Annotated in this window: 13 protein-coding genes; 3 read left to right on the top strand and 10 right to left on the bottom strand. The window is 71.3% G+C overall.

Features of this window, described 5'->3' with window-relative positions; genetic code table 11:
* Positions 1-205: 205 nt before the first annotated feature.
* On the top strand, positions 206-1,387 hold the full coding sequence (locus FEF34_RS30250) for a TerD family protein (protein WP_171053149.1): 1,182 nt from the start codon (positions 206-208) through the stop codon (positions 1,385-1,387).
* 116 nt (positions 1,388-1,503) lie between these two features.
* Here the strand turns inward: FEF34_RS30250 and FEF34_RS30245 are convergent, their stop codons facing one another.
* Both FEF34_RS30245 and FEF34_RS30240 read right to left on the bottom strand, forming a co-directional pair.
* A complete protein-coding gene (locus FEF34_RS30245; RefSeq protein ID WP_138055992.1) occupies positions 1,504-1,731 on the bottom strand; it encodes a hypothetical protein in 228 nt (75 codons plus the stop codon).
* Between the two features lie 147 nt (positions 1,732-1,878).
* Complete coding sequence (locus tag FEF34_RS30240) at positions 1,879-3,333, bottom strand: hypothetical protein (RefSeq protein ID WP_138055991.1); 1,455 nt, start codon at positions 3,331-3,333, stop codon at positions 1,879-1,881.
* A 210-nt stretch (positions 3,334-3,543) separates the two neighbouring features.
* Here FEF34_RS30240 and FEF34_RS30235 point away from each other — a divergent pair, with 210 nt between their 5' ends.
* Entirely contained in the window at positions 3,544-5,388 is a 1,845-nt protein-coding gene (locus FEF34_RS30235) for an endonuclease/exonuclease/phosphatase family protein (RefSeq protein ID WP_138055990.1), read from the top strand.
* A 470-nt stretch (positions 5,389-5,858) separates the two neighbouring features.
* Here the strand turns inward: FEF34_RS30235 and FEF34_RS30230 are convergent, their stop codons facing one another.
* From FEF34_RS30230 to FEF34_RS30215, 4 genes are all read right to left on the bottom strand, one after another.
* Positions 5,859-6,062 carry a hypothetical protein gene (locus FEF34_RS30230; RefSeq protein WP_138055989.1) on the bottom strand — a complete coding sequence of 68 codons (204 nt, stop codon included), beginning with the start codon at positions 6,060-6,062 and terminating at the stop codon, positions 5,859-5,861.
* Positions 6,063-6,208: 146 nt separating this feature from the next.
* Positions 6,209-7,210, bottom strand: a complete 1,002-nt coding sequence (gene dapD / locus FEF34_RS30225; protein WP_138055988.1) for a 2,3,4,5-tetrahydropyridine-2,6-dicarboxylate N-succinyltransferase — start codon at positions 7,208-7,210, stop codon at positions 6,209-6,211.
* Positions 7,211-7,253: 43 nt separating this feature from the next.
* Positions 7,254-7,853 carry a TetR/AcrR family transcriptional regulator gene (locus FEF34_RS30220; protein ID WP_138055987.1) on the bottom strand — a complete coding sequence of 200 codons (600 nt, stop codon included), beginning with the start codon at positions 7,851-7,853 and terminating at the stop codon, positions 7,254-7,256.
* A complete protein-coding gene (locus FEF34_RS30215) occupies positions 7,853-8,173 on the bottom strand; it encodes a DMT family transporter (protein ID WP_234042616.1) in 321 nt (106 codons plus the stop codon). Before FEF34_RS30215 ends, FEF34_RS30220 begins: the two co-directional genes overlap by 1 nt.
* A gap of 333 nt (positions 8,174-8,506) precedes the next feature.
* Between FEF34_RS30215 and FEF34_RS30210 the strand changes: the two genes are divergently transcribed.
* Positions 8,507-9,484, top strand: a complete 978-nt coding sequence (locus tag FEF34_RS30210; RefSeq protein ID WP_234042615.1) for a DUF7847 domain-containing protein — start codon at positions 8,507-8,509, stop codon at positions 9,482-9,484.
* A 208-nt stretch (positions 9,485-9,692) separates the two neighbouring features.
* Here the strand turns inward: FEF34_RS30210 and FEF34_RS30205 are convergent, their stop codons facing one another.
* The 4 genes from FEF34_RS30205 to sufC are packed head-to-tail and all read right to left on the bottom strand — an operon-like array spanning position 9,693 to position 12,568.
* Positions 9,693-10,088 (bottom strand): metal-sulfur cluster assembly factor, encoded by a 396-nt coding sequence (locus tag FEF34_RS30205; protein ID WP_138055985.1) that lies wholly within the window; start codon positions 10,086-10,088, stop codon positions 9,693-9,695.
* Positions 10,085-10,540: a Fe-S cluster assembly sulfur transfer protein SufU gene (gene sufU / locus FEF34_RS30200; RefSeq protein WP_138055984.1), complete on the bottom strand. Its 456-nt coding sequence runs from the start codon at positions 10,538-10,540 to the stop codon at positions 10,085-10,087. The genes FEF34_RS30205 and sufU overlap by 4 nt, the downstream gene beginning before the upstream one ends.
* A 10-nt stretch (positions 10,541-10,550) precedes the next feature.
* Positions 10,551-11,807, bottom strand: coding sequence for a cysteine desulfurase (locus FEF34_RS30195; RefSeq protein WP_138055983.1), 1,257 nt, complete (start codon positions 11,805-11,807; stop codon positions 10,551-10,553).
* Positions 11,804-12,568: a Fe-S cluster assembly ATPase SufC gene (gene sufC, locus FEF34_RS30190; RefSeq protein WP_138055982.1), complete on the bottom strand. Its 765-nt coding sequence runs from the start codon at positions 12,566-12,568 to the stop codon at positions 11,804-11,806. Before sufC ends, FEF34_RS30195 begins: the two co-directional genes overlap by 4 nt.
* Position 12,569: the final 1 nt, after the last annotated feature.

The raw sequence follows: 12,569 nt of genomic DNA, 5'->3' as shown, positions 1-12,569 counted from the left end.
TTACCCGACTGGACCGCCGGGGCGAACGGGACCCACCGTTGCCCGGCGCCGTCGCGGGCCGGTGCCGGGCGCCGCGTCGCTCCGTGGTCCGGGCGGGCCGCCCGCCGGCCGCCCCGGGCCGGGGAACCTGAGGACCGGGCACCGTCCGTACCGATTCGGCCGAAGGTAAGGGAACGGCAAAGCGACCTCGCTCGTTACGCCAGTCATGACAGCTATGACCCCCGGCTCGAACATCCCCCTGGCCGCCGCCCGCGTGGCGGTGGACGTCGCCGCTCCGGTGCGGCTCGACGTATCGGGCCTGCTGCTCACCGCCGACGGCAAGGTGCGCTCAGACGACGATTTCATCTTCTACAACCAGCCCTCGGGCCCCGGAGTGACGTACCGGTCGGGCGGTGGCTCCGCGCCGGACGCGATCGTCGTCGACACCACGGCGGTTCCGGCCGGAATCGAGAAGATCGTCATCACCGCCAGCCCGGACGCCGCGGGGCAGACCTTCCAGGGCATCGAGCCCACCGCCACGATCCGCGACGCCGACGGCGGCGCGGCGCTGGCGACCTTCACCCCACCGCGTCTGGGCGCGGAGACCGCCCTGGTCGTCGTGGAGATCTACCTGCGGAACGGGGCGTGGAAGGCCCGTGCCGTCGGCCAGGGGTACGCGAACGGGCTGGCCGGCATCGCCACCGACTTCGGCGTCTCCGTCGACGAGGAACCGGCCGCCGCGCCCGCTCCGGCGCCCGCTCCGGCGGCGGCCGCACCCCCGGCGCAGGCACCCGCGGCACCCGCCGCGTCCGCGGCCCCGGCCGGCTCCGGCAAGATCAACCTCGACAAGGGCCGGGTCAGTCTCCAGAAGAACCAGACCGTCTCCCTGGTCAAGGGCGGCCGTCCGCTGCTCTCCCAGGTCAAGATGGGCCTCGGCTGGGAGCCCGCCTACCGCGGCCGGGACATCGACCTGGACGCCTCCGTGATCGCGTACGGCCCGCAGCGCAACCACCTCGACAGTTGCTACTTCGGCAAACTGTCGATCCTGAACGGCGCGATCAAGCACTCCGGCGACAATCTGACCGGGGAGGGCGCGGGCGACGACGAGGTGATCGTCGTGGACCTGGGCAGGCTCCCCGCCGACGCCACGGGACTGGTCTTCACGGTGAACTCCTTCTCGGGCCAGAAGTTCACCGAGGTCGCCAAGGCGTACTGCCGGCTGATCGACGCCGCCTCGGGCGAGGAGCTCGTCCGCTTCGACCTCACCAGCGCCGAACCGCAGACCGGGGTGATGATGGCGAAGCTCATCCGCCAGTACTCGGGCGAGTGGGAGATGACGGCGATGGGCGAGTTCGTGAAGTCCCGTACGGTCCGCGGCATGGTCAAGCCCGCCGCCCAGTCGCTCTAGGGCGTGCCGCGTCACATGGACCGCGAGACGCCGGATCGACGGCACCGGTCGCACTGATCAAACCGTCGATTGAAGCCCGGGCCGCCGCCGTGCGGCGGCGGCCGGGGCAGGCTGCGTCAGAGTTTGGTCAGTTTTGTGAACGGGCTGAGGATCCTGCCTCGTCGCCCTGAGAAGTCGACGAGGACGGCGTCGGCGCCCTCGACGCCGGTGACTCTTCCGAGTCCGAACTGGTCGTGCGATACCCGGTCTCCGACGTCGAAGCGCTCGATCGGCGGGGCGGGCGGGGCGGGGCGGTGGAAGGGACTGGTGGGCAGGTGACGCCGGGAACCGGCAGATTCAGTCATCGCCTGCAGTATGTGCCCTCCCACCCGCTCCCGGGAACCGACCCCGCGGAGGACCGGCCTCCCCCGACCGGCCCCGCACGGATGCGCGACGCCCACCTCGGGTGCGGCGCGGACGCGGTGTCGGGGCCGGCGGCGCGGAACGCGGTGTCAGCCGCGGGAGCGGGCCTTGAACGCCGCCTTGCGGGCGTCCTTCGCCGTCTTCCTGTCGGGGTGGAGACGCCCCATCGCCTCGAGGACGTCGACCGTGGCGGGGTGGTCGACGCGCCAGACCGCATCGAAGAAGCCGCCATGCTGACCCACCAGGCCCACGATCAGGTCCTGGACCTCCGCCAGGTCGCCCTCGGCGTCGAGCTGGGCCGCGATGGTGTCGACGGCGAGCCAGAAGACCATGGCCTCCGGTGGCGGCGGAACGTCCGGTGCGCCGCGCTCGGCGAGCCAGACGCGGGCGAGACCGCCGAGTTCGCGGTCGTCCAGGACGTCCCGGACGGCCGGTTCCGCCTCGGGGCCCGCGAGTGCGAGCGCCTGCTGGCAGCGCAGCCGGCGCATCGGCGCGCCGGGGTCGGTGCCCCGTGCGGCGGCGAGCAGCTCACGGGCGGCCTGCAGCGGGGCACGCGCGCCGAGCCACTGCGCGGTCTCCGCCCGCGCCGCCCCGTCGGGGTAGTACGCCACGCCGTCGAGCAGCGCGTCCGCGTCCTTGCCGGCGAGGTCGCCGACGACCGGAACCGACTCCCCGCTCTCGACCAGGCGGTTCCTGACTCCGTACAGTCCGAGCGGGGTGAGCTTCACCAGCCCGTAGCGGGAGATGTCCTCCTCGACGCCCGGGAGCGCGGGCTCGGCGCCCTCCTCGGCCATCAGCGCCTCGTCGACCGGCCGGTACTCCACCAGCCCGATCGGCTCCAGTACCCGGAACTGGTCGTCGAGGCGCATCATCGCGTCGGAGACCTGCTCCAGCACGGCGTCGGTGGGCTCCCGCATGTCGTCCGGCACGATCATCGACGCGGCGAGGGCCGGCAGCGGAACCTGCTCCTCCACATCTCCCGTCCCCCCGGCCGTCAGCAGGTAGAGGTTGCCGAGGACGCCGTCGAGGAACTCCGTCTCCGCCTCGGGGTCCCAGCCGAGCGCGTCGAAGTCGATCCCGCCGTCCTGGCCGATGATCGCGTCCGGATCCTCCAGCACGGGCGCGATGGCGTCGTCGAAGACCGCGTCGAAGGCGTCCTGCCAGAGTGCGAGCACGTCCTGCGGGCTGCCGCCGGTGACCAGCGGCAGCGCGCCGCCGGCGGTGACCGTGCCGAAGTCGGCGCCTTCGCCCTCCGGATCCGTGACCTCGACGAGCCCGGTGTCCACGGCGATCCGCCATGCCTCGCTGGCGTACGCCCGGCCGTCCTCGTCCGGGGACATCCCCAACGCCTCAGCCGCTGGAGCGAGTTGCTCGTCGGGGAGCTCACCGCCCGCGCCGACCCTGGTCTCCGGTCCGGCCCAGCGGGCCAGCCGCACCGCCCGGGCGAGCAGGGGCGCGCCCAGCGCGTCCCGCGCCAGTTCCGCGTCCGAGTGCAGTCGCACGGGCGGCAGGGCACGGCGCCCGGCGGGGCGGTCTGCTGGCATCTGGAGGCTCTCCTCGACTGTGGGCGATCCGGCTCGTGGCGGCCCCCAGCGTAGACGCAAATCGCCCGATGCCTTCCGATTCATGTGCCCGTCAACCCCCGTACACCCGGCACCCCTTGACAACTCAGGCATCCACACAAGACATTGACGCGCGTAGAACCATCAGTGGTCCCACATGCCACCCCTCAACCCTCACACCGGAGTTCCCTGATGTCTTCCATACCGAGATCAGCCGCCGTCGCAGCCGTCGTGGCCTCCGCACTGGCCGCCGGCCTGCTCGCCGGTTCCTCCTCGGCCGCCGCCGATGCCGTGAACGCGGACCCGACCGTCCGCATTCACGACATCCAGGGCACGACCCGTACGTCCCCACTCGTCGGCCACCAGGTCACGGACGTCGAGGGCATCGTCATCGGTGTCCGTACGTACGGCTCCTCCCGCGGATTCTGGATCCAGGACCCCCAGGCCGACGCCGACCCCGCCACCAGCGAGGGAATCTTCGTCTACACGGGCTCCACCCCGACGGTCGCCGCCGGCGACGCGGTCAGGGTCTCGGGCACGGTCGGCGAGTACGTACCCGGTGGCCTCAACTCCGGCAACCAGTCGATCACCCAGATCTCCAAGCCGACGATCACCGTGGTCTCCTCCGGGAACGCGCTGCCCGCACCGGTGACGATCACCGCCCGTTCCGTGCCGTCGGCGTACGCGCCCGAGGGCGACCCCGCGGCCGGGAACAGCATCAACGCGCTGCCGCTGCGACCCCGTGCGTACGCCCTGGACTACTACGAGTCCCTGGAGGGCAGCAACGTCCGGATCGGTTCCTCGCGCGTCGTCGGCGCCACCGACCCGTACTCGGAGCTGTGGGTCACGGTGAAGCCGTGGGAGAACCGCACCGTGCGCGGCGGCACCCGCTACGGCTCGTACGCCTCCCAGAACACGGGCCGGCTCCAGATCCAGTCGCTCGTGCCGACCGCCCAGCAGCCGTTCCCGAAGGCGAACGTCGGTGACGTGCTGTCCGGGACGACCGAGGGCCCGCTGGACTTCAGCCAGTTCGGCGGCTACACCATCACGGCCCGGACCCTCGGCACGGTGAAGGACCGCGGTCTGGAGCGCGAGCGCGCCCGCCAGGAGCGCCGCGGTGAGCTGTCCGTGGCCACGTACAACGTGGAGAACCTGGACCCGTCCGACCCGCAGGAGAAGTTCGACGCCCTGGCCCGGGCCGTCGTCGAGAACCTCGCCACGCCGGACATCATCGCCCTGGAGGAGATCCAGGACAACACGGGCGCGAAGAACGACGGCGTGGTCGCCGCGGACCAGACCGTCCGCAAGTTCACGGAGGCGATCGTCGCCGCCGGCGGTCCGGCGTACGACTTCCGCTCGGTCGACCCCGAGAACAACAAGGACGGAGGCCAGCCCGGGGGCAACATCCGCCAGGTGTTCCTCTTCAACCCCGAGCGGGTCTCCTTCACCGACCGTGCGGGCGGCACGGCGACCGCCGCGACCGGTGTCGTGCGGGAGAAGGGCCGCGCCGCCCTGACCCTCTCCCCCGGCCGGGTCGACCCGGCCAACGCGGCCTGGGAGAACAGCCGCAAGCCGCTCGCGGGAGAGTTCGTCTTCTGCGGCCGCACGGTGTTCGTCATCGCCAACCACTTCGGTTCGAAGGGCGGCGACGAGAGCCTGACCTCGCACCACCAGCCGCCGGCCCGGTCCTCCGAGGCCCAGCGCCTCCAGCAGGCCCAGACCGTGAACACCTTCGTGAAGGACATCCTGAAGGCCCAGCGCAACGCCGACGTGGTCGTACTCGGGGACATCAACGACTTCGAGTTCTCCCAGACCACGAAGGCGCTGACGGACGGCGGTGCGCTGTACCCGGCCATCAAGTCGCTGCCGCGCGCGGAGCGTTACTCGTACGTGTACCAGGGCAACAGCCAGGTGCTGGACCAGATCCTGACCAGCCCGTCGATCCGCGACTTCAGCTACGACAGCGTCCACATCAACGCGGAGTTCGCGGACCAGAACAGCGACCACGACCCGCAGGTGCTGCGCTTCCGCCCGTAACCGCGGAGCAGCCGGAACGCCCGGCGGGACGCACAGCGGCCGGGCGCCCGTCGCGGCGCCCGGCTCCGTCGCGGCACCGGGCAGGTCGGCCGCGGCGGTCCCGGACGCCCGCGCTCTCCCCGAGCGCGGGCGTCCGGCGCGTCACGCGGCCGCCCGTCGGGCCGGGCGGTCGTGGCCCCGGCCACTGCGCGGTAGGGAAGCAGGCCCCGGCGCCCCCAGCGCCTCCCCGGTGCGCCTGCCCGCCCTCCCGCTCGGCCGGTCGAGGACACGGGCGCTGTCCGTGGCAGCGGCCCCAGGCCCGGCGTTTCACCTCACCGCGCCAAACTCTTCAGCAACGCTTTTCCTTGAACCCAAGCAGAACTAAGTGGACCTTCACAGTTGTCAGGGCGGACGCTTCGGCTCGCCCGGCTGCACCCGGCGACGCCGCGCGCGCACCGGGCCGGTACGGCCCCGGAGGTCCCCGGCCGGGCTCAGTCGTACACGTAGGTCGAGCCGAGGACTGCGGCGTGCTCCAGGACGTCCTCGAGGGGATCGTCGATCTGGCCGGTCGAGACCAGCGCCACCACCGGGGCGTTGTGCGAGTCGCTGTGGGTCTCGTCGGCGTGCGCGAGCCCGCACGGTCCCGCCACGGCCCACAGCGTCAGCGTTCCGAGCACGACCGGCCTGGTCTTCATGTCGATTCCTCGCCTTGGCGTTTCGTAGGACTCCACGGTCACCTGTTCATCCGTCCGGCGGCGCCGGAGGTCACGTGGAGTCACCCGAAAGCGTCGGCGAACCCCGGGGAGTGGACCTCCGGTCCCCGGGGCGGCGGCCGCGGACCTCAGTTGTGGCTGTGGAGCACCTCGTTGAGGCCGCCCCAGACCGCGTTGTTCGGACGGGCCTCGACGGCGCCGGTCACCGAGTTCCGGCGGAAGAGGATGTTCGAGGCGCCGGACAGCTCACGGGCCTTGACGATCTGTCCGTCGGGCATGGTGACCCGGGTGCCCGCGGTGACGTACAGACCGGCCTCGACGACGCACTCGTCGCCGAGCGCGATCCCGACACCCGCCTCGGCACCGATCAGACAGCGCTCGCCGACGGCGATGACCACGTTGCCGCCGCCGGAGAGCGTGCCCATGGTGGAGGCGCCGCCGCCGATGTCGGAGCCGTCGCCGATCACCACGCCGGCGGAGATACGGCCCTCGACCATGGAGGTGCCGAGGGTGCCCGCGTTGAAGTTGACGAAGCCCTCGTGCATGACCGTGGTGCCCTCGGCGAGATGCGCACCGAGCCGGACGCGGTCGGCGTCGGCGATCCGGACGCCCTTGGGCGCCACGTAGTCCGTCATCCGCGGGAACTTGTCGATCGAGGTCACCTGGAGGTGGAGACCCTCGGCACGGGCGTTGAGCCGCACCCTCTCGACGTTGTCGACGGCGACCGGTCCCAGGGAGGTCCAGGCGACGTTGGCGAGCAGCCCGAAGACCCCGTCGAGGCTCTGGCCGTGCGGGCGCACGAGCCGGTGCGAGAGCAGGTGGAGGCGCAGGTAGGCGTCGTGCGCGTCGATCGGCTTCTCGTCGAGCGAGGCGATGACCGTGCGTACGGCGACGACCTCGACTTCGCGCCGGGCGTCCACACCGACGGCCCTGGCGGCGCCCTCACCGAGCAGGTTGACCGCCTGGTCGGGCGTGAGCCGCTCGGTACCGGCAGGGCCGGGCTCGGCGGAGAGCTCCGGGGCGGGGAACCAGGTGTCGAGCACGGTGCCGTCACCGGCGATGGTGGCGAGGCCGGCGGCGACGGCGCCGGTGGGGCGAGGTGCGGTGGTGCTGTCGGGCGAGTCAGTCATGAGAAGAACCTAACCGGCGGGGCCGGGCGGGGGCGAACCGGTCTCAGGTGCCGGTCGTGCGCCCCGGCGGCCCGTCCGTCAGACCGGACCGGTCGGCGACCCGCCCGGCGGACAGGAGCCGGTCCAGCATCTCGCGCGTGTACTCCTCGTCGTAGACGGTGTCCGTGAGCAGGACCTGGAGGCAGATCCCGTCCATCAGCGCCACCAGGGCCCGGGCCGTCACCGGGTCGCTGCGGCGGGCGAGCACCTCGGCGACGCCGTCGGCCCACTCCGCCGCGACGGGGCGCAGCGCGGGGCGGCGCAGGGCGGCGAGATAGAGCTCGTACTCCAGCTCCACCCCGCTCCGCTCGCGCCCGAGCCACTCCCCCATCAGCCGGGCCAGCTCAGCGGCCGCATCCCGGCCGGGGTCCGCGAGGGCCCCGCTGTGCCGGACGGCGGCCGCGAAGCTCTCGTTGGCCTGGCGCAGCGCGGCGACGAGCAGCTCGTCCAGCGAGGCGAAGTGATACGTCGTCGAGCCGAGCGGCACGTCCGCCTCGGCGGCGACCGTGCGGTGGCTCAGTCCGGCGATGCCGCGGCGCCCGACCACCCGGATGGCGGCGTCGATGATGCGCTGGCGCCGATCGGGGTCGTACCGGCGTCCCATCAGTGCGCGCCGCCGAGGTTGAGCACGACGACACCCGCGACGACCAGCGCGATGCCGGCGATCTTCACGAGGCTGGTGGACTCGTTCAGGAACACCATGCCGATCGCCGCGACGGCGGCGGTTCCGACGCCCGCCCAGATCGCGTACGCCGTACCGACGGAGAGCGTCTTCAGTGTCTGCGCAAGCAGGACGAAGGCGATCATGTACCCGATGACGGTGACCAGTGAGGGCCAGAGCCGGGTGAAGCCCTCGCTGTACTTCATCGCCGTGGTGCCGGCGACCTCCGCCGCGATCGCTGCGGCCAGCAGTCCGTATGCCATGTGTACGACCGTACACAACAAGGGGCCCGGTCGTACACGAGGAGACGGGTACCGGCGTCCTCCGATGTGTTCGGGACAGCTACCGTGTCCCGGTCAGATGAGGCGACTGGGTGGGGGGCAAGACACATGCCGGACAACATGGGGCCGAGATCCGGACCGTACGACGGCACACCAGGCTCGGGTGGTGTGCCCGGCCACGGCCACCCTTCGGGCTGGAGCGGGACGCCGGGATACGGCGGGGGGCCCGGCTGGGGCGGCTGGGGACCTCCCCCGGCACCGAAGCCGGGAGTGATACCGCTGCGTCCGCTCGATCTCGGTGACGTCCTGGCCGGCGTGTTCGCATCGATCGGCCGTGGCTGGAAGCAGCTGTACGGCACGGCCGTCGCCGTCTACCTCGCCGCCGCGCTGCTGGTCGGCGGGGCGATCGCGGTGGCGTACTCGGCGGTCGGAGACCGGCTGCACGAGATCATCGACCTGCCCCGGAGCGGGGAGCCTTCCTGGGACCAGGTTCAGCCCCTGGTCGTCGCGTTCGTGTGCGTCTGGGTGTTCGCCCTCGTGGTGATGCTCCTGTCCACGGGGGTGGTCACGGCCGCGGTCCCCGCCGTCCTCCAGGACACGGTTCTCGGCCGGCCGGTCGTCTTCGGCGCGGTCTGGCGCCGGGCCTGGGCGAGGGTTCCGGCGGTGCTCGGAACCGTCCTCCTCACCGGCCTGATCGCTCTCGTGCCCATCGCCCTGCTGATGTTCGGCTTCGTGGCCGTCACGGTCGGCCTGCTGTCCTCGCTGGACGGAGACGGCGGCGCGGCGGGCGGGCTCGCCGCCCTCGGCTTCCTCGGGGTACTGGCCACCGCGCCGGTCACGGTCTGGCTCTGGGTGAAGTTCAGCCTGGCCGCCCACGTCGCGGTCTTCGAGGGACAGGGCCCGATCCGCTCGATGCGCCGCTCCTGGGACCTGGTGCGCGGCGGCTGGTGGCGGATCTTCGGGATCTCGCTGCTCGGCTATCTGATGGCGGCGGTGGTGAGCATCGTGATCCGCGAGGCGGTCGACGTGGCGAGCGTCTTCCCGATGGCGGGTACCGCGCCGCTGGACGAGGGCGAGGACCTCGCGACGCTCCTCGTCGGGATGTCCGGCTGGCTCGCCCTGGCCATGGTCGGCCAGCTGGTCGCGCAGATCGTCACCTCGACGTTCCCCCAGCTGGTGACCGGGCTCCTCTACGTCGACCAGCGCATCCGCGTCGAGAACCTGGCGCCGGTGCTGGCCTCCGCGGCGGGCGGTACGGGACCGCGTCCGTCGGCCCCGCCGGTCGCCGGCTGACCCCGGGACGGGGCCCGTACGCACGAACGGCCGTGCCCGCCAGTCTGCCTGGCGGGCACGGCCGTACCGGTCCCGTGGACCATCACGTCTCCGTGCCCCGGACGTCCCGGACGCCCTCCCACGACGGACGGCCTCCTGTGACGGAGGCCTCCGTGCCGGAGCGCGCCACGGCACCGCGCCCCGGGTGTCGGGGCGGGGCCGAAGGGTCTCAGACGTTGAAGCCGAGCGCCCTCAGCTGCTCACGGCCGTCGTCCGTGATCTTGTCCGGTCCCCACGGCGGCATCCAGACCCAGTTGACCTTCAACTCGTTGACGATGCCGTCGGTCGCGGCCTTCGCCTGGTCCTCGATCACGTCCGTCAGCGGGCAGGCCGCGGACGTCAGCGTCATGTCCAGGGTCGCGATGTTGGCGTCGTCGATGTGGATGCCGTAGATCAGCCCGAGGTTGACCACGTCGATGCCCAGCTCGGGGTCGACGACGTCGTACAGGGCCTCGCGGACCTCCTCCTCGGACGCCTTCGCGCCCGTCGGCGCCGCGGCCTCGGAGGAGAAGGTCTCCTCGTCCGGCCAGTCCTTCTCCGCCGTGGTCTCGCGGTTCTCAGTCATGCGGTCTTCCCTTCGGACAGCGCCTTCGCCGTCGCGTCCTTCCATGCCATCCAGCTCAGGAGGGCGCACTTCACGCGCGCCGGGTACTTGGAGACGCCGGCGAACGCGACCGCGTCCTCCAGCACCTCCTCCATCGCGTCGTCCGGCTCGATCTGGCCCTTGGACTGCATCAGCTCCAGGAACGTCGCCTGGATCTTCTGCGCCTCGGCGAGCTCCTTGCCGACGAGCAGTTCGTTCAGCACGGAGGCCGACGCCTGGCTGATGGAGCAGCCCTGCCCCTCGTAGGAGACGTCCTCGATACGTGTGCCGTCGTACTTCACCCGCATCGTGATCTCGTCGCCGCAGGTGGGGTTGACGTGGTGCACCTCGGCGTCGCCGTCCCGCAAGCCCCGCCCGTGCGGGTGCTTGTAGTGGTCCAGGATGACGTCCTGGTACATCGAATCAAGCTTCACGTCAGGCCCCTCAGCCGAAGAAGTTACGGACGTGCTCCAAGCCGTCGACCAGGGCGTCCACCTCGCCGGGCGTGGAGTACAGATAGAACGACGCCCTGGTGGTCGCGGGAATTCCGTACCGGAGGCACACCGGCCGTGCGCAGTGGTGGCCGACCCGGACGGCGATGCCCTGCTCGTCGAGCACCTGCCCCACGTCGTGCGGGTGGATGTCCCCGAGCACGAAGGAGATCGCCGCGCCGCGGTCCTCGGCCGTGACCGGGCCGATGATCCGCAGGCCGGGGACCTCCTGCAGCCGCTGGACGGCGTACTCGGTGATCGCGTGCTCGTGCTGCGCGATCCGGTCCATGCCGATCGCGTCGAGGTAGTCCACGGCGGCACCGAGGCCGACGGCCTGGGCGATCGGGGGCGTCCCGGCCTCGAACTTGTGCGGCGCCGGGGCGTACGTCGACGAGTGCATCGAGACGGTCTCGATCATCTCGCCGCCGCCCAGGAACGGCGGGAGGTCCTCCAGCAGCTCCTGGCGGCCCCAGAGCACGCCGATGCCGGTCGGGCCGCACATCTTGTGGCCCGTGAAGGCGACGAAGTCGGCGCCGAGGGCCTGGACGTCCAGCGGCATGTGCGGGGCGGCCTGCGAGGCGTCGACCAGGACGAGCGCGCCGACCTCCTGCGCCCGGCGGACGATCTGCTCGACCGGGTTGACCGTCCCCAGGATGTTGGAGACCAGCACGAAGGAGACGATCTTCGTCTTCTCCGTGATGACCTCCTCGATGTTGGAGAGGTCGAGGCGGCCGTCGTCGGTGAGGCCGAACCACTTCAGCTTCGCGCCGGTGCGCTGGGCCAGCAGCTGCCAAGGAACGATGTTGGAGTGGTGCTCCATCTCCGTGATGACTATCTCGGTCTCGCGGTCCACGCGGTAGGGCTCGTCGGCCCAGCCCAGCATGTTCGCCACGAGGTTCAGCGACTCCGACGCGTTCTTGGTGAAGATCACCTCGTCGCGGCTCGGCGCGTTGACGAAGGAGGCGACCTTGTCGCGAGCGCCCTCGTACAGTGCCGTGGCCTCCTCGGCGAGCACGTGCACTCCGCGGTGGACATTGGCGTTGTAGCGCTCGTAGTACTCGGCGACCGCGTCCAGCACCTGGCGCGGCTTCTGCGAGGTCGCCGCGTTGTCCAGGTACACGAGCTTCCTGCCGTCGTGGAGCACGCGGTCCAGGATCGGGAAGTCCTTGCGGATCGCCTCGGTGTCGAGGAGGCCCGGCATCTGTGTCACGCGGATACGCCACCCTTCGTGTAGGCCTCGTAGCCCTCGGCCTCGAGCTTGTCGGCGAGCTCGGCTCCGCCGGACTCGGCGATGCGGCCGTTCGCGAACACGTGGACGAAGTCGGGCTTGATGTAGCGCAGGATGCGCGTGTAGTGGGTGATCAGCAGGGTGCCGACCTCACCGGTCTCGCGGACGCGGTTGACCCCCTCGGAAACCGTGCGCAGCGCGTCGACGTCGAGGCCGGAGTCCGTCTCGTCGAGGATCGCGATCTTCGGCTTGAGGAGCTCCAGCTGGAGGATCTCGTGGCGCTTCTTCTCCCCGCCGGAGAAGCCCTCGTTCACGTTCCGCTCGGCGAACGAGGGGTCCATCTGGAGGCTCGCCATGGTCTCCTTGACCTCCTTCACCCAGGTACGCAGCTTGGGCGCCTCGCCGCGGATCGCGGTGGCGGAGGTGCGCAGGAAGTTGGAGACCGAGACACCGGGGACCTCGACCGGGTACTGCATGGCGAGGAAGACGCCGGCGCGGGCGCGCTCGTCGACGGACATCTCCAGGACGTCCTCGCCGTCCAGGGTCACGGTGCCACCGGTGATCGTGTACTTGGGGTGGCCCGCGAGGGAGTAGGCGAGGGTCGACTTGCCGGAGCCGTTGGGGCCCATGATGGCGTGGGTCTCGCCCTGCTTAACGGTCAGGTCGACGCCCTTGAGGATCTCCCGGGGGCCGTTCTCGGCCTCGACGGAGACGTGCAGGTCGCGGATTTCAAGCGTTGCCATG

This window comes from Streptomyces marianii (assembly GCF_005795905.1).
In the GTDB taxonomy this organism is placed as follows: domain Bacteria; phylum Actinomycetota; class Actinomycetes; order Streptomycetales; family Streptomycetaceae; genus Streptomyces; species Streptomyces marianii.
This window is presented reverse-complemented; position numbering and strand designations above follow the sequence as displayed.

Coding starts and splice junctions, on each gene's coding strand:
- FEF34_RS30205 (WP_138055985.1), bottom strand. CDS start 10,088: ATGACTGAGAACCGCGAGACCACGGCGGAGAAGGACTGGCCGGACGAG.
- dapD (WP_138055988.1), bottom strand. CDS start 7,210: ATGACTGACTCGCCCGACAGCACCACCGCACCTCGCCCCACCGGCGCC.
- FEF34_RS30230 (WP_138055989.1), bottom strand. CDS start 6,062: ATGAAGACCAGGCCGGTCGTGCTCGGAACGCTGACGCTGTGGGCCGTG.
- FEF34_RS30245 (WP_138055992.1), bottom strand. CDS start 1,731: ATGACTGAATCTGCCGGTTCCCGGCGTCACCTGCCCACCAGTCCCTTC.
- FEF34_RS30235 (WP_138055990.1), top strand. CDS start 3,544: ATGTCTTCCATACCGAGATCAGCCGCCGTCGCAGCCGTCGTGGCCTCC.
- sufC (WP_138055982.1), bottom strand. CDS start 12,568: ATGGCAACGCTTGAAATCCGCGACCTGCACGTCTCCGTCGAGGCCGAG.
- FEF34_RS30240 (WP_138055991.1), bottom strand. CDS start 3,333: ATGCCAGCAGACCGCCCCGCCGGGCGCCGTGCCCTGCCGCCCGTGCGA.
- FEF34_RS30220 (WP_138055987.1), bottom strand. CDS start 7,853: ATGGGACGCCGGTACGACCCCGATCGGCGCCAGCGCATCATCGACGCC.
- FEF34_RS30215 (WP_234042616.1), bottom strand. CDS start 8,173: ATGGCATACGGACTGCTGGCCGCAGCGATCGCGGCGGAGGTCGCCGGC.
- FEF34_RS30250 (WP_171053149.1), top strand. CDS start 206: ATGACAGCTATGACCCCCGGCTCGAACATCCCCCTGGCCGCCGCCCGC.